General features: G+C 59.0%; 16 protein-coding genes and 1 pseudogene. 9 read left to right on the top strand and 8 right to left on the bottom strand.

Annotated elements, in window-relative coordinates; translation table 11 throughout:
* Positions 1-36: 36 nt before the first annotated feature.
* Positions 37-1,020: a nitrilase family protein gene (locus HMPREF3138_RS11335; RefSeq protein WP_038880834.1), complete on the bottom strand. Its 984-nt coding sequence runs from the start codon at positions 1,018-1,020 to the stop codon at positions 37-39.
* A 91-nt stretch (positions 1,021-1,111) separates the two neighbouring features.
* Here HMPREF3138_RS11335 and HMPREF3138_RS11330 point away from each other — a divergent pair, with 91 nt between their 5' ends.
* Entirely contained in the window at positions 1,112-1,984 is an 873-nt protein-coding gene (locus tag HMPREF3138_RS11330) for a LysR family transcriptional regulator (RefSeq protein ID WP_038880837.1), read from the top strand.
* Between the two features lie 4 nt (positions 1,985-1,988).
* Here the strand turns inward: HMPREF3138_RS11330 and HMPREF3138_RS11325 are convergent, their stop codons facing one another.
* The 6 genes from HMPREF3138_RS11325 to ltnD form a co-directional block, all read right to left on the bottom strand.
* The gene (locus HMPREF3138_RS11325; protein WP_038880840.1) at positions 1,989-2,519 is read right to left on the bottom strand and encodes a GNAT family N-acetyltransferase; all 531 of its coding nucleotides are present in this window, start codon (positions 2,517-2,519) and stop codon (positions 1,989-1,991) included.
* Between the two features lie 64 nt (positions 2,520-2,583).
* Positions 2,584-3,954, bottom strand: a complete 1,371-nt coding sequence (locus HMPREF3138_RS11320) for a GntP family transporter (protein WP_070559052.1) — start codon at positions 3,952-3,954, stop codon at positions 2,584-2,586.
* Between the two features lie 105 nt (positions 3,955-4,059).
* The gene (otnI, locus tag HMPREF3138_RS11315) at positions 4,060-4,836 is read right to left on the bottom strand and encodes a 2-oxo-tetronate isomerase (protein ID WP_038880846.1); all 777 of its coding nucleotides are present in this window, start codon (positions 4,834-4,836) and stop codon (positions 4,060-4,062) included.
* A gap of 3 nt (positions 4,837-4,839) precedes the next feature.
* Positions 4,840-5,472 carry a 3-oxo-tetronate 4-phosphate decarboxylase gene (locus tag HMPREF3138_RS11310; protein WP_370633539.1) on the bottom strand — a complete coding sequence of 211 codons (633 nt, stop codon included), beginning with the start codon at positions 5,470-5,472 and terminating at the stop codon, positions 4,840-4,842.
* Positions 5,469-6,728 (bottom strand): 3-oxo-tetronate kinase, encoded by a 1,260-nt coding sequence (gene otnK, locus HMPREF3138_RS11305; protein WP_080213347.1) that lies wholly within the window; start codon positions 6,726-6,728, stop codon positions 5,469-5,471. Before otnK ends, HMPREF3138_RS11310 begins: the two co-directional genes overlap by 4 nt.
* A complete protein-coding gene (gene ltnD, locus HMPREF3138_RS11300; protein WP_038880852.1) occupies positions 6,728-7,642 on the bottom strand; it encodes an L-threonate dehydrogenase in 915 nt (304 codons plus the stop codon). The genes otnK and ltnD overlap by 1 nt, the downstream gene beginning before the upstream one ends.
* A 284-nt stretch (positions 7,643-7,926) precedes the next feature.
* On the opposite strand from ltnD, the gene ygbI reads away from it, so the two are divergent.
* Positions 7,927-8,697, top strand: a complete 771-nt coding sequence (gene ygbI / locus HMPREF3138_RS11295; RefSeq protein WP_038880856.1) for a DNA-binding transcriptional repressor YgbI — start codon at positions 7,927-7,929, stop codon at positions 8,695-8,697.
* 101 nt (positions 8,698-8,798) lie between these two features.
* Here the strand turns inward: ygbI and HMPREF3138_RS11290 are convergent, their stop codons facing one another.
* Positions 8,799-9,188 carry a hypothetical protein gene (locus tag HMPREF3138_RS11290; RefSeq protein ID WP_246828725.1) on the bottom strand — a complete coding sequence of 130 codons (390 nt, stop codon included), beginning with the start codon at positions 9,186-9,188 and terminating at the stop codon, positions 8,799-8,801.
* A gap of 59 nt (positions 9,189-9,247) precedes the next feature.
* Here HMPREF3138_RS11290 and HMPREF3138_RS11285 point away from each other — a divergent pair.
* The 7 genes and pseudogenes from HMPREF3138_RS11285 to HMPREF3138_RS11255 all read left to right on the top strand — a co-directional run.
* Positions 9,248-9,724 (top strand): annotated as a pseudogene (locus HMPREF3138_RS11285) (ATP-binding protein); the annotation flags it as partial.
* A gap of 528 nt (positions 9,725-10,252) precedes the next feature.
* Positions 10,253-11,092 (top strand): winged helix-turn-helix domain-containing protein, encoded by an 840-nt coding sequence (locus HMPREF3138_RS11280; protein WP_038880862.1) that lies wholly within the window; start codon positions 10,253-10,255, stop codon positions 11,090-11,092.
* 165 nt (positions 11,093-11,257) lie between these two features.
* A complete protein-coding gene (locus HMPREF3138_RS11275) occupies positions 11,258-11,887 on the top strand; it encodes a helix-turn-helix transcriptional regulator (protein ID WP_049194225.1) in 630 nt (209 codons plus the stop codon).
* Between the two features lie 426 nt (positions 11,888-12,313).
* Entirely contained in the window at positions 12,314-12,901 is a 588-nt protein-coding gene (locus HMPREF3138_RS11270; RefSeq protein ID WP_038880867.1) for a common pilus major fimbrillin subunit EcpA, read from the top strand.
* 77 nt (positions 12,902-12,978) lie between these two features.
* On the top strand, positions 12,979-13,647 hold the full coding sequence (locus HMPREF3138_RS11265; RefSeq protein ID WP_038880871.1) for an EcpB family pilus assembly chaperone: 669 nt from the start codon (positions 12,979-12,981) through the stop codon (positions 13,645-13,647).
* Positions 13,648-13,751: 104 nt separating this feature from the next.
* Positions 13,752-16,217 (top strand): CS1-pili formation C-terminal domain-containing protein, encoded by a 2,466-nt coding sequence (locus tag HMPREF3138_RS11260; RefSeq protein ID WP_223294902.1) that lies wholly within the window; start codon positions 13,752-13,754, stop codon positions 16,215-16,217.
* Positions 16,207-17,838 carry a fimbrial adhesin EcpD gene (locus HMPREF3138_RS11255; RefSeq protein WP_038880878.1) on the top strand — a complete coding sequence of 544 codons (1,632 nt, stop codon included), beginning with the start codon at positions 16,207-16,209 and terminating at the stop codon, positions 17,836-17,838. The genes HMPREF3138_RS11260 and HMPREF3138_RS11255 overlap by 11 nt, the downstream gene beginning before the upstream one ends.
* Positions 17,839-17,854: the final 16 nt, after the last annotated feature.

Raw genomic sequence — 17,854 nt, 5'->3', positions numbered from 1 at the left:
TTCACGCTAAAGCGCGATGAACCTTTTTTTTATCTGTTATCGGCCGCCGCGCCCCGTCGGCTGCGTTGAAAAGCGTGCGCTGCGGGCATCGCGCTCATAGCCTTGTGGTTCGGTCAATAGCCCGTACAGCTCGGGGCGGCGTCCGTAAATCCAGCGGCGGCCGGTGCTGAGCGGGATCAGCGTCAGATCGAGTTCGGCGCTGACCATCCGGTCTTCCGCCGCCCAGGTCTCTGCCACGATGCGGCCGTAAGGATCGAGGATCATCGTGTTGCCGGTGCGTATCTCATCGTCATCGCGGCCCACGCCGTTGCTGAACAGCAAGAACAGCCCGTTGTCGTGAGCGCGCGACGGTAGCCAGCGCATCAGCCAGCCGCGGCCGTGTTCGCCGCGAAAGGCGGCTTCTATTGCCTGCGGATCTTCCGCACGCCGTTGCCACAGCGCCTGCGGGATCGGCTTCATGCCGTGCGGGCTGCGCGAATGGGTGCCGCCGGTCTGGTGCGGGGCGATCAACACCTCCGCGCCCAGCAGCGCCGTGGCGCGCACATTCTCCACCAGATTGTTGTCCCAGCAGATCAAGACGCCCACGCGCACGCCCCAGGGGGTATCGAACACCGTGTAGCGGTCGCCGCTGGCGATAGCCGGGTGTTCGAAGGCGTGCAGTTTACGGTGCACATGCAGCTCGCCGTCCGGCAGACAAACGGCATAGGCGTTGTAGCAACGGCCGTCGTCGCCCAGCTCGATCAGCCCGACGCCGATCGCCATGTTGTAACGCTCCGCCAGCGGGCGAATGCGCGCCAGAGAAGGGCTGCTCGCGATCGGCTCCGCCAGCGCGCGCACCTCGGCGTCGGACAGATGGCGCACGTGCCAATAGCCGGTGATGCACATTTCCGGGAAGGCCAGCAGCTGCATCTGTTGCTCGGCCGCCTCCGTGATAAAGCGTTCCATGGTCGACAGGTTGTAATTCTTATCGTTGGCGCGGTGCTGGAATTGCACCGTGGCGGCGCGCAGTGAAGGGGTCATGGTGTCTCTCCGGTTGGGGTCTGCGTTGATTACAGCAGGTGGATTGATTACTGTATAATCAATTAAATTCCCTATTCGATAACCTGATGGAATGGATATAAAACAACTGCGCGCCCTGGTGGCGCTGGCCGAACAGGGCAACTATCGGCAGGCGGCGAGCCTGCTGTGCATCAGCCAACCGGCGCTGAGCAAGCAGATTCAAGCGCTGGAAACCCAGCTCGGCGTTCGGCTGTTCGAGCGTGGCCGACAGGGGGCGGTGCTCACCGCCGGTGGGCAGCGGCTCTACCCGGAGGCGCAGGCGCTGGTGGAACAGTACCAGCAGTTTCAGCGGCGCGCCCGGCGGGTAGCGCTCGGGGAAGCGGGGCGGCTGGCGCTGGGATTTGGCCTCTCCAGTTTTCATCTGGCGCCGCAGCTGGTGGCCGCCTTTCGCCGGCGTTTTCCCGAGGTGGCCATTGGGCTGGAGGACATGCCGTCGGAGCGGCAGTATCAGCTGTTGCTGCAGGGCGAGTTGCAGGTGGGGTTCGTGCGCTTACCGGTCACTACGCCGCTGTGCGGCGCGGCATTGCTGAGCGACCGGCTGGTGCTGGCCGCGCCGGGCGCGCTGGCGCTGCGGGCCGACGACCTGATGGCGCGTTTCAATCAGCTGCCGCTGTTGCAGCTGACGCCGAAACGCGGGCGCGGGCTGAGCGATCAGTCGCTGCGGTTTATCGCCGCTCACCGGTTGACGCCGAACGTGGTGCAGCAGGCCGGCGATATCCAGACGCTGCTGGCGCTGGTCGCCGCCGGCGTTGGCGTCGCTTTGCTGCCGCACAGCATCACGCACATCGCGCCGGCCGGCATCGACATTCTGCCGCTGAGCGGCGAAGAGACGGAGTGGCAGGTCGGTATCGCCTGGGATCCGCAGCGCGCGGACGCGCTGCGGGACAACTTCATTCAGACGGCGTTGGCGGTGCAACGCGCTTAGGCATTCAAAGCGGGCAGTGCATCACGACGATCGGGCTCTGGTGATACTCGCTGCGGTGGCTTTCGCAGAAACCGACCTTTTTCGCCAGCGCCAGCGAAGCCTGGTTTTCCGGCGAGATGATGCAGACGGTTTTCTCGCCCGGCAGGTGCGTTTTACCCCAGGCCAGCGCTGCCCGCAGTGCCTCGGTGGCGTAGCCTTTGCCGTGCGCCGAGCTCACCAGCGTCCAGCCCATTTCCGGCGCATCGAGCGCCGGGGTAATGTCGCGCAGGAAGTTGGAAAAGCCGATGCTGCCGAGGTACTCGCCGCTCAGTTTGTCACGTACCGCCCAATACCCGTATCCCAACAACGCCCAGTGGCCGACGTAGCGCATCAGGCGCCCCCAGGAGTCCTCCCGGTCGCGCGGCGTGCCGCCGATGTAGCGCACCACCTGCGGATCGGCCCACAATGCGGCCAGCGATTCGAAGTCGTCCAGCGTGTGCGCGTCCAGCTGCAGACGTTCGGTGATAAGCGTTGGCGCGGTGTTGATTACGGTCATGTTGCTGCTCCTGCACAGGGTGAAAGGCGATGAAAAACAAACGGCGTTCAGTATGCCAGAGAAATCACCCCGCCAGCCACAACAGCCAGGTGAACAGAAAGCCGCTCAGGCCGAGCAAGGTGGTCAGCACCGTCCAGGTCTTCAGGCCATCGGCCACTGACAGCCCCAGATAGCGCGTGACGATCCAAAAACCGGAGTCGTTGACGTGGGAAAGCCCCAGTCCGCCGAAACAGGTCGCCAGCGTCACCAGCACCAGCTGTAGCTGATTTAAGCCGCTGACCGCTTCCGACAACAGGCCGCCGGTGGTCAGGATAGCCACGGTGGCGGACCCCTGCGAAGCGCGAAGTGCCAGCGAAATGATAAAGGCGGCGGGCACCAGCGGCAGGCCGATGGCCGTCAGTACTTCAGCCAGCGCTTTGCCGACGCCGGATTCCACCAGCACCTTGCCGAACACGCCGCCCGCGCCGGTCACCAGGATCACCACTGCGGCGGTCGGCAGCGCGGCGCCCATCACGTCGCTGGCGTGCTGCAGGCTCCAGCCGCGGCGCAGCGCCAGGAAATAGAAGGCCAGCAGCAGGGCGATCATCAGCGCCACCGCCGGTGAGCCCAGCAGCGACAGCGTATCGCGCAGCGCCGAGCCGGCCGGCAACAGCGTAGCGGAGACGGTGCCGAGCATGATGATGGCGATTGGGATGACGATTAGCGCCGCCACCAGGCCGGCGCCGGGCGGGTTGATGCGATCGCTGAGCGGCGCTTGCCCTTCCGGACGCGGCTCCGGCGCCGCCAGCTGCAGTTGTTCCAGCACCTCTATCGATAACGGATAGTTTTTGCGGTTGAGGTAGTTGGCGGCGAAATAGCCGATCGCGCCGACCGGAATACAGATTGCGAGGCCGATGATGGTCAGCCAACCGATGTCGGCGTTGAGCAAACCGGCGGCGGCGACCGGGCCGGGGTGCGGCGGCAGCGCGACGTGTACCGTCAACATCACGCCGGCCATCGGCAGGCCGAACTTCAGCGGCGACACTTTGGCGACCTTGGCGAAGCCATAGATAATCGGCGCCAGAATGATAAAACCGACGTCGAAGAACACAGGAACGCCGAGAATGAATGCGGCGAGGGTCAGTGCGGCGACGGTATGTTTCGGCCCCAGCCCCTGGCTGAAGCGTTGTGCCAGCGACTCGGCGCCGCCCGAGTGTTCGATCATGCGGCCAAGCATCGCGCCCAGACCGATGATAATGGTCACCGAACCAAGTACGCCGCCCATCCCGGCGGTCATCACTTTCATCACTTCGCCGGTTGGAATACCGCTGGCCAACGCCACCAGCAGACTGACCACCAACAGCGCGACGAAGGGCTGTACCTTCGCCTTGATGACCATCAGTAACAGCAGCACCACGCCGAGTACGGCAATCAGCAACAGCAGAGAGGTAGACATGAAAAAAGCCTTTCGTTGGGTAAGCGTTGGGCACCGCGATCGCCGCGTGGCGATACGGGTGCGTTTCATTGTTATAAAATCGATTTCCTGGTGTTGGCGGCAGCGTTAGCGGTAAGGCTTCAGCCACCCGAGCCCGGCGGCGGTGTCGCCGCGCGGCCGGTATTCGCAACCTATCCAACCCGGATAGCCGAGCGCATCCAGCCTGTCGAACAGCCATGGATAATTCAGTTCGCCCTCGTCCGGCTCATGGCGATCCGGCACTGAGGCTATCTGGATATGCGCGTAGCGTCCGGCCAGCGTCTCCAGCAGCCCGCTGATATTGCCGTCCACTAACTGCGCGTGGAAAAAGTCGAACTGAATGAACACGTTCGGTCTCTCGATCGCCGCCACTGCTTCCGCCACTTGGTGTTGACTGGCAAACAGGTAGCTGGGTTTGACCGGCGGGCTGAGCGCTTCGATCAGCACCTTGACGCCGTGCGGGGCGAAGGCGTCGGCGGCATAGCGCGCATTGGCGATAAAGGTGTCGAGATAATGCCGCCGATCCGCGCCTGCGGGCACCACGCCGGCCATCAGGTGCACGCTGGGGCAGGAAAGGGCGATGGCGTAGGCCAGCGCGCGGTCGATATCGGCGCGCGCGTCCTGCTCTCGGCCCGGCAGTGCCGCCAGTCCCCATTCGCCGGCGGCGGCATCGCCGGGCGCGGTGTTGAACAGCACCTGTTGCAGGCCGTGTTCGCGCAGCTTTTCGGTCAACAGCTCGGCGGGATAGTCGTAAGGGAACAGGAATTCCACCGCGCTGAAGCCCTGTGCGGCAGCGGCGGCGAAGCGCTCGAGGAACGGCACTTCGTTAAACATCATCGATAAATTGGCGGCAAATTTAGGCATGGTTCAGCTCCGTAATTCGGCAATTTCATCATCGGTTAAATAGCGGATCGGACGATCGCCGAGGGTGAAGATCAGCCGCGCCGCATCTTCCATCTCTTCGGTATTGTCCGCCGCCGCTCGCAGGTCTTTACCCGTCACCACCGGCCCGTGGTTGGCCAGCAAAAAGGCGCGGTGGGTCGGCGCCAGGCGGGCCAGATCCTGCGCCAGCCTTTCGTCGCCGGGCCGGTAGTAAGGCACCACCGGCACCTTGCCGACGCGCATCACCACATAGGGGGTGAACGGTTTGATAGCGTTGTCGACGTCCAGCCCCTGCAGGCAAGAGAGCGCCGTGAGGTAGGTGCAATGCAAGTGCACCACCGCTTTGCATTCCGGATTGTTCAGATACAGTGCCCGGTGAAAGCTGATCTCTTTCGACGGCTTGTCGCCGGAGAGCCAGTCGCCGTTCAGGCTCACTTTAGACAGGCGATCGGCCTGCAGCTCGCCGAGACAGGAGCCGGTCGGCGTCGCCAACAGCGCGCCGTCCGGCAGCAACAGCGAGAGGTTGCCGGCAGAGCCGGTGGCGTAACCGCGTTGGAAAAACGAAGCGCCCAGGCGCACCATCTCTTCACGCGCCTGCTGCTCGATGGTCATGGTCATACTGGAAACTCCGTTTGCGCGCGCGTGAAGAAGGCTTCATCGCCAAAATTGCCTGACTTCAATGCCAGTGAAATGGTCCGGTCGTTGGCGCGCACCCAGGGAACGCCGGGGGAAATGCTGGGGCCGATATGGAAGCCGCGAATGCCCAGCGCCTGCGTGACCACGCCGGCGGTTTCGCCGCCGGCGACAATAAAGCGGCTGAATCCCAACTGGTACAGCTGCACCACCAGCTCGGCGAACAAGGCCTCCACCGCCTCGCTGGCGGCGCTACCGTACTGCCGTTGCGTTTGCTGCAGCGCTTCCGGCGCTGCGGTGGCGTAGATCAGCGGGGCAAGCGCCTCCCCGGCGTGGCGCTGCGCCCAGTGCGCCAACTCGGCGGCGTAGGCGGTGCGCGCCTGTGGCTCGAGGCAGCGGCTGATATCGATGGCCTGCGCCGAAGCGCGTTCGCGATAGTGCGCCACCTGCCGGTTAGTCATGACGGAGCAGGAGCCAGACAGCACCGCCGCCTTTTCCCCCTGCGGCGCGCCGGCCGCTTCTGCCGCGCGATCGCCGTTCTGCGCCCATTGCCGCGCCAGACCGATCGCCAGGCCCGAACCGCCGGTCACCAGCTTCATCGTTTTCAACGCTTCACCCTGGGTAAGCAGATGCCGTTCGTTGAGCGTATCCAGCACCGCGTAGCGCACGCCGTCCTGCGCCAATTGCCGCAGCTTCTCGCTGACTGCCTCGGCGCCGCGATCCATTTCCGCCGCCGTCACCAGCCCACAGCGTCCGGCGGCCTGGGACTCCATCAGGCGCAGCAGGTTGCTGTCGGTCATCGGCGTGACCGGGTGATGACGCATGCCGGATTCAGACAGCAGCTGCTCCCCGACGAACAGGTGGCCCTGATAGACCGTGCGGCCGTTTACCGGCAACGCCGGTGAGACAACCGTGAAATTCTCTCCCAGTACGGCGAGCAGGGCGTCGGTCACCGGGCCGATATTGCCCCGTGCGGTGCTGTCGAAGGTGGAGCAGTACTTGAAGTAGAACTGGCGGCAGCCCTGTTTTTGCAACCAGACCAGCGCCTGCAACGACTGTTCGACCGCCTGCTCTGCCGGGCAGGAACGCGATTTCAGGCTAATGACCGCCGCCTGTGCGTTTATCTGCGTTTCGTCTTGCGGCACGCCGTTCAGCTGCACCGTCGGCAGGCCGTTTTGCACCAGAAAACTGGCGATGTCGGTCGCGCCGGTAAAATCATCCGCGATTACGCCAAGCAGCATCAGAGCGCCTCCTTTTTCTGCGGCAGATCGATGCCGGCAAAGATTTTGATCACCGCACTGTCGTCTTCTTTACCGTAACCGGCGTTGCTGGCGGCGGTAAACATGGTGAAAGCGGTGGAGGCCAGCGGCAGCGGGAAGTGCAACGCCTTGGCGGTATCTGCCACCAGCCCCAGATCCTTGACGAAGATATCCACAGCTGACTTGGGCGCATAGTCGCCGTCGACCACGTGACGCATGCGGTTTTCGAACATCCAGGAGTTGCCGGCGGCGTGGGTGACCACGTCATACATCACGTCCAGCGGGATGCCCGCGCGGGCGGCCAGCGCCATCGCTTCCGCGCCGGCGGCGATGTGCACGCCAGCCAACAGCTGGTGGATGATTTTTACCGTCGCGCCCAGGCCGATCGTCTCGCCGATGCGGTACACCTTGCCGGCGATGGCGTCCAGCACGGGTTGCAGGCGCTCAAAGGTGGCGTCGGTGCCGGCGGCCATCACCGTCATCTGGCCTTCCTCCGCCTTGGCCGCTCCGCCGGAAACCGGCGCATCCAGCATCGGTAGCCCGTAGTCCAGCAGCCGTTGCTGGATCTGCTTGGCGTCATCGGCGGAAATGGTCGAAGAGACCATCACCGCGGTGCCTGGCCTGAGCTTTGGCGCCAGGCCTTGTTCACCGAACAGGATCTGCTTCACTTGGGCGGCGTTCACCACCAGCAACAGCACGGCGTCCAGCTCGGTCGCGAAGTCGCGCGCGCTGGGCGCCGTTTGTTTCGCGCCGGCTTGTTGCAGCACCGCCAGTGCCTGCGGATTCAGGTCCGCCCCGTAGGTGGTCAATCCGGCGCGGAGGCACGAGCGCGCCGCGCCCATGCCCATCGCGCCCAGCCCAATGATGCAGACGGCATATTTCCCTGGGTGTGTCATACTGCACTCCTGTTAATTTTAGTGATAATTTGTTTTGTTGTGTTAAATATAAGCGCTTGTCGGCCGTTTATCCGCGAGCTTTATCACAATAATTAACAACGGGTGAGACGGGTTTTTTGTGCGTTTTATGGCCTTACTCAGTGTTAATATTATGTTTTTTAAATAAGTTCATGCTTTTCTGGCGTCATTGCACGCGCCGTCACGCCGTGAAAAATTAGGGCTATCGGCGAACGAAAATTGACGTAAAATCACAATTATTATCACCGCAGCAACGAGAGGGAACCGTGATACCTGTAGAACGCCATCAACAAATTCTTGCGCTGGTATCCGAACGCGGCGTCGTTAGCATTGCCGAGCTGACCGAACGGCTGGGGGTGTCGCACATGACGATCCGCCGCGATTTGCAAAAGCTGGAGGAACAGGGCGCGGTGCAGTCGGTCTCGGGCGGCGTGCAGGCGCCTGAGCGGGTGGCGAGCGAACCTTCGCACCAGGCCAAAGAAGGGATGTTCAGCCGGCAGAAAATCGCCATCGGCCGGCTGGCGGCGCGGCAAATTCCCGCCAATAGCTGTATTTATCTGGATGCCGGTACCACCACGCTGGCGCTGGCGAAACAGATCGGTGAACGTGACGATTTGACGGTGGTGACCAACGACTTTGTCATCGCCGGCTTTCTGATTGAAAACAGCCAGTGCAGAATCATCCACACCGGTGGTACCGTGTGCCGGGAGAATCGCTCCTGCGTCGGCGAAGCGGCGGCGCAGGCGCTGCGTGGTCTGTTTATCGATCTGGCGTTTATCTCCGCCTCTTCGTGGAGCATGCGCGGTCTGTCGACGCCGAACGAAGACAAGGTGATGGTAAAGAAGGCCATCGTCGAGGCCAGCCGCCGCTGCATTCTGCTCAGCGACACCTCGAAATACGGCAAGATCGCGACCTATCTGGCGCTGCCGATCGCCGCCTTTGACGCCGTCATTACCGACGAGGGGTTGCCCGCCGCTGCGCGGGAGGCCATCGAGCAGGCGGGGCTTGCGTTGTTGACGGCAGGGGAAGAAGAGTAAGAAAGAACCGGAATTAGGATGAAAGTTCGGTATCGATGCCACTGGCGGGCAGTTCACTTGCTTCAGCACCGCCGCGTTCGCGCCATTCGCGGCGTCTTTGTTCAGCCCATTCTTCGTGGAAGGCTTGCATTTCTCTTTGGTGCCGTTCCTTTATGCTCATAGGAGTTGGGTGGGATTCTGCCGTTAACAGGCGGTATTTCGATGACATGTAATCCTTCCTCAACAAGCTCTTGGTTGTGCAAATAATGTACGCAATGCGCATGTTTTTTCAAGAGCGAGTCATAAATTCTGGCTAACGCTGGCCTGAGCGGTACGCTGAAAACCAATCTCGCTTGGTATTGCGCCACAAAAGTGACGATCGCCAGGCCGATACCATTAATGATTAGCTGTTCTCGTTCATATCGGGTGTACGCCATCCTGGTATAGGTATCAAATAAGGATTTGGTTAATTCGGCGCGGGTTTCCAACCCCCTTACCTCGTACAGTTCCATGACGTAAGCATTGTCCAATATTTCCGAGGCAGGATAAGCCCCAATAAGCCATTGACGCATCCTTGCTGAACTACAGTCGGCTGGATGTGGCGCTGGAGCTGCGGCGGGTGGCGGATTACTTCGAGGGGCTGGCGGAAGAACGCGGCATCGCGCTGAGCTGTGCAGGTGAGGGAACGCTGAAGGCGGACGCGATGCTGTTCCAGCGCGCGTTGAGCAACCTGGTGGCTAACGCAGTGCGTTATGCCGACGAAAACAGCCGGATCGTCCTGCGGGCTGAACGGCGCGCCGATGCCTGGTGGGTACAGGTTATCAATCAGGGGCCGCCGATCGCGCCGGCACAGCTGGAAAAGCTGTTCGATCGCTTCTATCGCGCCGATCCCGCGCGCAGCGCCGGCAATCATGCCAGTGGGCTGGGGCTGTCTATCGTGCGCGCCATCATGACGCTGCACGACGGTGAGGTTCGCGCGCAGTGTTCCGATGGCCGAGGTTCTGCTTGCTTGACCTTTAGCCTGATATTCCCCTCATCAGTTCAATGAGCTACCGCGAATGTTTTCGCCTGTTGCGGAAAACGCGACAGGCGTCATTCGTAAGTTTTTCCTTTCATTATTGTTTCCCATCGCCTTGGCTGAACCTAAAATTTAACATTTGCGACGCGGCAAACGCGTTAATTCGTCGGGCTAATACGGATGGACTGCGGTCTGTGATTATGCTCAACATTCACGTGTTATTATTTTTTTATTAAAATTTAGTTCTGCGGTCTTCTTTTGAGATGATTTTCCTTAAAATTGATAATTTGCGACACAAAAAACTAACTTTGTGGTTTTTGTCGCGTCAATATATCAATGAATGAGGTGATTGGTTAACCTTTGGTTATGGTTTGCAAGAAAAATCCTATATAAACGGTGGTGAGGTGACAAAGCGTATTTCGTGGCGTTAATTGAGTGGTTTTTCTTGCCTGTGCTTGGGTATTTTCGCGAATTACCTGATTAAATATTTATTTAATATTTCATTAACATTTGACGCCAAGCTATAAATGATCGCTATAGTGAAAACATGTGAATAAAATGAAATATAGATTTAATGACCATATTCTCTTTGACGCAGACACCAGAACCCTTAGCCCAACAGATTTTTCTGACGATCCCATATCCATATCCAGTCCTTCCAAACGGTTGTTGCTGCTGTTGATTGCCCACCATGGCGAGGCCGTAGGGCGTGAACTGATATTCAAGAAGGTCTGGGACGATTACGGCATGGTGTCCAGCAATAATAATCTCAATCAGTGCGTCAGCAAATTGCGTCGGGTGATTAAAAACCTTGGCGTCGAGGATGAGGTCATTGTTACGGTTCCTAAAGTGGGTTTTATGTTGCGTGATGAGATTACCATCGAGTCTTATGAGGACGCGGAAGATATTCACGACGCGGAGCCTGCCGCGGCTGTGCCGGGATCTGCGCCCGCAGCGGCGGCCAATCCGGCGTCCGACACCGTCATCGGCGGGGCCTCTTCTCATCTTGGTTATTCCCGCCGTGGGTGGCTGATGTTCAGCGCGATGGTTCTGGGGGGGATCCTCATGGCTATTGCTGTCACGGCCTATTTCAGCGGCTCGGGAGCCCGGCAGGAGAGCTACCTGGGAAAGTCAGGCAACTGTAAGGTTTTCATGTCGTTGCCTGATGCCTCGGCGACGGTCAACGCCAGCCTGAATCGGGATATTCTGGCTTACGCCGCGCACCAAACGGGAGAATGCAGCGGCGATGAGTTTTTGCTGGTGGTGCGCAGCAATCAGGTCAGGGCTTACATTTCCGGTATTTCCCGCTTATTCCTGCTGCGCTGCAAGATCTTGCGTGAACATAAAATGGAGATCTGTTCAGGCTTGGAAAGCGACAATGCTGAATTTATTAATTGACCATTGATAGCCGCTGCCCAACGCGATTGAAGGACGGTGGATATGACAAAAATATTACAGTGTTGAAATAAAACGTTCGACTTTCATTTGGCGGGTTGCCGTGTGGCGCTTACGAGAGGTATTTCCCTTTCTCTACCGCTTTCTACCTCATTATGGTGATTATGTATGGTTAAAGCCGATTTCGGTGATGCGCTGCTATTTTTTGAACCCAGCTCTTTAGTGAGAAGAGGAATGGAAGCATTTCTCGTTACCCAATCAAGTGACAGCTATTTTATCGACACCTTGAGGGCGCTGGAGGGGGTATTGAAAGAGGGAAAGCCTCGCGCGCTTATTATGGAGTTATATCATCAGAGAGAATATTTGTATGATGTATTACGGTTCGTTCTGACGGCAAAAAATGTCTGGCCGGAAATACCCTTGGTGATTTTCACCGCGGTAGAACACCCTGGTATATTAGCGTTGTTGGCGGCAGATGCGCGCATAGCTATAGTGGCAAAGGGGGAGCCATTGCACTGCCTGAGTGACGCCATTGCGGCTGCGGGCAAGTTCTCCGGCTATCGTTCCCCGCATATTCGCGCCCGGCTGGTGCATTCGGCAGCCGCATTATCTGACAGTGAATGGCGAGTTTTGGCCATGATGGTTGCCGGTGCATCTCCAGGCAGCATCGCCAACGTGACCCGGAGAAGTTACAAAACCATAAGCTCCCATAAACTGAATATTATGCGAAAACTGGGCCTCAATCAGGCCGGTTTTATGCGGCTTATTCTTTCCCTGAGAACCCGATACCCTTCCTGACACAGGGCGAGAAGCCCCCTTTTTCTCTACAGCGGCCGATCTGGATTGGCTGCTGCTCCTGCGTAAATCCAATCAATCTTTTCCCTCACCGAACAACGCCGGCGCTGAAATTTCACACGGCCATGGGAAGGGCGAACAGAGCGTATTTGTGGTTAAACAATAACCGCCCCGCAGGGGTTAAACCACAATGTGATTGTGCTTTCATCAAAGGTTTAACCCGTTTTTTAATGTGATTGACGGGGGTTAAAACATTAATGGCAGTATTTAAATCTAAATATTTGAACTTTAACAGTTAATGATTCTTTTTTGATCGGCCGGGGATATTCTTGTGGCGTCAAGCAGACTGGCTAAACGCAGTGATGCAAACGGCTGGCTGAGAATGGACGAAAGAAAGAAAACATATTCAACATTGAAGGGAGTTATACCATGAAGAAAATGACACTGGCTCTGGCGATCGTTTCCGCCTTTGCAGCGGTCAGCACTGCTCAAGCCGCCGACGTTACCGCTCAGGCGCTGGCAACCTGGTCTGCGACCGCCAAGAAAGACACCACCAGCAAACTGGTTGTGACGCCGATTGGCAGCCTGGCCTTCAACTATGCAGAAGGCATTAAGGGTTTCAACAGCCAGAAAGGCCTGTTTGACGTCACCGTGGAAGGCGATACCACGGCCACCGCTTTCAAACTGACCTCAAAACTGGTCTCCAATACGCTGACTCAGCTGGATACTTCCGGTTCTACGCTGGAAGTCGGGGTGAACTATAACGGTGCGGTGGTCGGGAAAACGGCTGAAACCACCATGATCGACACCACCGCCGGCATTTTGGGCGGCAATCTGAGCGCCCTGTCCAACGTCTACAACCAGGCCGGCCGCACCAGCGCGCAGGATCAGTTCACTTTCAGCATCATCGGCGCGACGTCAAACGGCACCACCGCCGTCACGGATTTCAGCACGCTGCCGGAAGGTATCTGGAGCGGCGACGTCAGCGTCGAGTTCAACGCGACCTGGACTTCCTAATCCCCCGAACGATCTGCATCTGGCAGGGGGGAGACCTCCTGCTATTTATCGATCATCAACGCCAGTGGAATACCGCAATGACACGCTTTTCTCTCGCCGTCACCCTGATGTTAATGCTGCTGCGGCCGGCTTTGGCGCTCGATGTGGGTGAGATCAGCGCCTTCATGCCTGGCGACAGCGCGCGCCTGAGCAAGGAAATCAAAAACACCACCGACAGCGGCCGGCTGGTGACCATCAAGATCGAACGCATTTCCAGTCCCCTGGCCTCCGGTACGGTGATCCCGATGAGCAGTCGGGATGAAATGCTGCTGTCGCCCGCCAGCCTGATCTTGCCGGCCAACGCCAGCGATGTGATCCGCTTTTACTACAAGGGGCCGAATGATGCCCAGGAGCGTTACTACCGCATCGTTTGGTTCGATCAGGCGCTGAGCGAGGCGGGGCAAAATTCGGCTCGGCGTAATGCCGTGGCCACCACGTCGGCGCGCATCGGCACCATTTTGGTGGTGGCGCCTCGGCAGGATCGCTTCGCCTATCAGTTCGCCAACGGACGGATCAAAAACACCGGCAACGCCACGTTCAAAGTGGTGGCCTACGGCAATTGCAGGAACAAGCAAGACGGCAGCGACTGCAAGGAAAACTATTTCGTGATGCCGGGGAAGGATCGCGCCTTCAGCAAGGTTGACGTCAACGATAAAAAAGGACGCGTCGCGCTGTGGCACGGCGAACAGTTTATCCCGGTGAAGTAATGCGCGCGTTATCCACGATGGATGCAAAACAATCACGCAAGGAGTGGCATGTGAACGCTGTGCTGTTGAGAACGCTTTTGGCTGCCGGTGCGCTGGCGCTCCCGATGCTGTTGCCTGGCCGTATGGCGATGGCGGCCGGTTTGACGCAGATTAACGGCGTGCTGATCCCGCACACTTTCAGCCTGGCGTTGCGCGAGGGGATGAGTATTCCGCTGTTGTTGCATTATGAAAAGAGCGATGGCGTCAAAGACGACAGCCGCATCGGCCATGCCTTTCTCTACCTGGATCAGGACCGGCTAAAGATTCGTCGGGTGACGCTGGAGGATAACGACGACGGCGCCCGGCTGACGGCGGCGATTGCCGGCCAGCTGCAGGCTTTGCAGGATGCGCTATTCGATCGGCAGCAGCATATCCGGATCGCGGACGACGCCTGGCTCGCGCTGGATTTCCGGCAGCTCAACCTGCAGCTGGTGGTGAAAGAATCCGCGTTGGGGACGGTGCTGCGCGCCCGCTCCAGCGACATCGGCGCGTCCAGCGTAGATGCCGTAAGCAGCACGCTGGATTATAACCTCGGGGTCTACGATAACCGGGCCCGCGCCAGCGAAGGCAACACCTCCAGTTATTTATCGCTCAACAGCGTCACGGCGTTGCGTGAACACCACGTGGAGTTGAACGGTTCCATCTACGGTATCGGCAGCGGCGATGAAAACGCCACGCTGTACAAAGCGATGTACGAGCGTGATTTCGCCGGCCGCCGTTTCGCTGCCGGCATGCTGGACAGCTGGAATCTGCAGTCGCTGGGGCCGGTCACGACCATCAACTCGAGCAAGATTTATGGTCTGTCCTACGGTAACCGCGCCAACTCGACGGTATTCGATAATTCCCAATCGCTGACGCCGATCGTGGTTTTTTTCCCCTCGGCCGGCGAGGTGCATCTGTCGCGCGACGGGCGGCTGCTCAGCGTACAAAACTTCACGATGGGCAATCATGAAGTGGACACCGGCAGTTTGCCCTACGGTATCTATGACGTAGAGGTGGAGGTCGTGGTCAACGGCAAAGTGGTCGATAAACGCATGCAGCGAGTGAATAAATTGTTCAGCCCCAATCGAGGTGCGAATGCGCCGCTGGCCTGGCAATTCTGGGGCGGGATGCTGCACATGGACGACTGGCGCGGCGAACGGGAACGCCACCGCCCGGCAAAGGACTCTTATTTGCTTGGCGCTTCGGCTACCGGCAATCTGCAAACGCTTAATTGGGCGCTGTCGGGGTATTCGTTTGACGGCAACGCCGTCGGCGAGAGCCGCGTCAGCCTGCCGGTGACCGAGTCGATTCAGATCAACCTGCAAAATATGGCGGCATCCGATCGCTCCTGGAGTTTGGTCAACAGCGTCAGCGCCGCGTTGCCCGGCGGCTTCAGCAGCGTATGGATCAATCAGGAGAAAACGCAGATTGGCGATCGTCTGTTGCAAAATGACGCCTATAACCGCGCCGTTGGCGGCAGCCTTAATCTGGGGGCGCTGTGGTCTCCGTTGGGCACCCTGAGCGCCAGCTACAACGACGATAAGAAGAACGACAGTCACTATTACAACGCCGACTATTACCAGAACATCTTTACCGGCCGCTTCGGCACGCTGGGCGTACGGGCGGGCGTGCAGCGCTACAACAACGGCAGCAGCAACGCCAATACCGGCAAGTACATCGCGCTCGATTTTTCACTGCCGATGGGTAACTGGCTCAGCGCCGGCGTTTCCAATCAAAACGGTTACACCACCGCCAACCTGGCGGCGCGCAAGGACATCAAGGACGGGCCGGTCCGCACCCTGGGGGCCAACCTGTCGCGGGCGATTTCCGGTGATACCCGCGGCGACAACCGCTTCAACGGTGGTGGCTATGCGCGCTTCGACACCAAGTATTCGGCCGGCACGCTCAACGTCAGCAGCTCCGCCGACGGCTACGTTAACAGCAGCCTGACCGCGAGCGGCAGCATGGGTTGGCAAGGGCGTGATATTGCCATCAGCGGCCGCAACGAAGGCAACGCCGGGATTATCTTCAATACCGGCATTGAAAACGACGGCCTGCTGACCGCACGGGTTGACGGCCGGATGGTGAAGCTGAGCGGCAATAAGAATTACCTGCCTTTGTCGCCTTACGGTCAGTACGACGTTGAGCTGATGAACAACAAAAACTCGGCGGAGAGCTTCGACATCGTCACCAGGCGCAAGAGCAAGCTCACCCTGTATCCGGGCAACGTGGCGGTGATCTCGCCGGAGATAAAACAGATGGTGACGGTGTTTGGCCGCATCAAAGCGGAGGACGGCACGCTGCTGGCCAACGCCTATATCAAGAACCATATCGGCCGCACCCGCACCGATGAGAAAGGCGAATTTATCATGGATGTCGACAAGAAATTCCCGGTTATCGATTTTACCCACGGCGGCAATCAGACATGCGAGGTGGATTTGGATCTCAGCAAGGCGCAAGGCGCCGTGTGGGTCGGCGACGTGATCTGCACCGGGCTGAAAACCTCTGCAGGCAATATGTCATCTGGGGAGTTTGACCATGAGAGCTAACGTTGCGCTGTTGTTGGCGCTGGTCGCCCCCGTGCTGCAGGCGGCGGTCAGCCAGACCAACTGGCCGGATGCGGCGGTAATGAAATTTGTCTTCGTGGAGAACAACGCCGACGACAACTTTTTCGTCACGCCGGCCGGCGGGCTGGATCCGCGCATGACCGGCGCCAATAAGTGGACCGGGCTGAAATACGGCGGTTCCGGCACTGTCTATCAGCAGAGCCTGGGGTACGTGGATAATGGTTACAACACGGGGCTGAATGCCAACTGGCGCTATGACATGTGGCTGGAAAATGCGCCGATAAAGAATCCGTTCCTTGGCCTGCGCTGCATCAACTGGTATGCCGGTTGCAATATGGATACCAGCTTGATTCTGCCGCAGACCACCGACGAAAAGGGATTTTACGGCACCGTGGTCACGCCCGGCGGCGCAAAATGGATGCACGGCATGATGTCGCCGAGCTTCTATCAGTATCTGAAGCAGATGGCAGCGGGTGAAGCTTTCAGCATGCAGATCAACGGCTGCCAAACGTCGGTGGCTTACGACGCCGCGGCCGGCGGCCGCTGTCGGGATCAGGCCAGCGGCAGCTGGTACAAGCGCACCGTCACGCACAGCAAGGCGGCCCACCTGCGCTTTATCAATACCAACGCCGTATCGGAGGTGTTCGTCAACAGCGATGGGGTGCCGATCATCGGCGAGGGCAATGCCGATTGCAAGAACCAGACCATCGGCGCCCGCTCAGGCATCATGTGCAAGATGGTCAGCTACGATTTGCAGACCGACGGCAGCGTGAGCAATACCTCGATTCATATTTTCCCGGCGATTAACCATGCGGCGCTGTCCTCAGCGGTGAACGCCGCCGATCTGCAGTTCAGTCTGAACGGCAATACCTGGAAAAACACGTCGGGCACCGGCAGCTACTATACGTTTAACGAGCTGAAGAGCAGCAACGCCGTCTATGTGTTCTTCTCCAGTAACTTCTTCAAACAGATGGTCGCGCTGGGGATTTCCGACAGCGGCACCCGCGATCTGATCAATTTCCGTTTTCAGAACACCACTTCGCCGGAGTCGGGATGGTATGAGTTTTCCACTTCAAACCAGCTGATTATCAAGCCGCGCGATTTCAGCATCAGCATTATTTCCGATGATTACGACAACAGCCCACACCGTGAAGGTTATGTCGGTCCGGCGGAGCCGGCGCTGGAGTTCGGCTACTTCGTGACCACCAGCGGCAAAACCGCCGCCGATCAGGTGAGGGTGATGGCGACCGGGCCGACTCAGGCGATCAACGGGGTGAACTATTGCCTCTTTTCTTCTGCGGATAACAGTACCCAGGTGCCGTTCCCCGCCACCCTCGGCATCACCACCAGCACCAACGGTCAGCAGAGCTTCGCCGCCGGCTGCGATGGCCAGTGGCACGACATGACCAATGCGCTCTGGAGCAGCACGCCGTGGAATGATATCTCCGGTGAAGTGGGGGGGCTGAACAAGACCCGCGTGACCTTTAGCATTCCGATGAACAATCCGATCTCGCTGAGAACCGTCGATGGCAACGGTTGGTATGGTGACGTCAGCGCCGCCGGTGAAATTCATGTCGAAGCCACCTGGCGTAACATCAATTGAGGGCAGGGCGTGAAAC

This window comes from Serratia sp. HMSC15F11 (assembly GCF_001808215.1).
GTDB lineage: Bacteria > Pseudomonadota > Gammaproteobacteria > Enterobacterales > Enterobacteriaceae > Serratia > Serratia nevei.
The sequence above is the reverse complement of the archived record's forward strand: the minus strand, read 5'-3'. Positions and strand labels throughout refer to the sequence as shown.

Bases quoted from the DNA above. Each gene is read 5' to 3' on its own strand.
- HMPREF3138_RS11280 (WP_038880862.1), top strand. From the start codon at position 10,253: ATGAAATATAGATTTAATGACCATATTCTCTTTGACGCAGACACCAGA.
- HMPREF3138_RS11335 (WP_038880834.1), bottom strand. From the start codon at position 1,020: ATGACCCCTTCACTGCGCGCCGCCACGGTGCAATTCCAGCACCGCGCC.
- HMPREF3138_RS11325 (WP_038880840.1), bottom strand. From the start codon at position 2,519: ATGACCGTAATCAACACCGCGCCAACGCTTATCACCGAACGTCTGCAG.
- otnK (WP_080213347.1), bottom strand. From the start codon at position 6,728: ATGCTGCTTGGCGTAATCGCGGATGATTTTACCGGCGCGACCGACATC.
- HMPREF3138_RS11275 (WP_049194225.1), top strand. From the start codon at position 11,258: ATGGTTAAAGCCGATTTCGGTGATGCGCTGCTATTTTTTGAACCCAGC.
- ltnD (WP_038880852.1), bottom strand. From the start codon at position 7,642: ATGACACACCCAGGGAAATATGCCGTCTGCATCATTGGGCTGGGCGCG.
- HMPREF3138_RS11260 (WP_223294902.1), top strand. From the start codon at position 13,752: ATGCTGTTGCCTGGCCGTATGGCGATGGCGGCCGGTTTGACGCAGATT.
- HMPREF3138_RS11255 (WP_038880878.1), top strand. From the start codon at position 16,207: ATGAGAGCTAACGTTGCGCTGTTGTTGGCGCTGGTCGCCCCCGTGCTG.
- HMPREF3138_RS11330 (WP_038880837.1), top strand. From the start codon at position 1,112: ATGGATATAAAACAACTGCGCGCCCTGGTGGCGCTGGCCGAACAGGGC.
- otnI (WP_038880846.1), bottom strand. From the start codon at position 4,836: ATGCCTAAATTTGCCGCCAATTTATCGATGATGTTTAACGAAGTGCCG.
- HMPREF3138_RS11265 (WP_038880871.1), top strand. From the start codon at position 12,979: ATGACACGCTTTTCTCTCGCCGTCACCCTGATGTTAATGCTGCTGCGG.
- HMPREF3138_RS11270 (WP_038880867.1), top strand. From the start codon at position 12,314: ATGAAGAAAATGACACTGGCTCTGGCGATCGTTTCCGCCTTTGCAGCG.
- HMPREF3138_RS11310 (WP_370633539.1), bottom strand. From the start codon at position 5,472: ATGACCATGACCATCGAGCAGCAGGCGCGTGAAGAGATGGTGCGCCTG.
- HMPREF3138_RS11290 (WP_246828725.1), bottom strand. From the start codon at position 9,188: ATGGAACTGTACGAGGTAAGGGGGTTGGAAACCCGCGCCGAATTAACC.
- HMPREF3138_RS11320 (WP_070559052.1), bottom strand. From the start codon at position 3,954: ATGTCTACCTCTCTGCTGTTGCTGATTGCCGTACTCGGCGTGGTGCTG.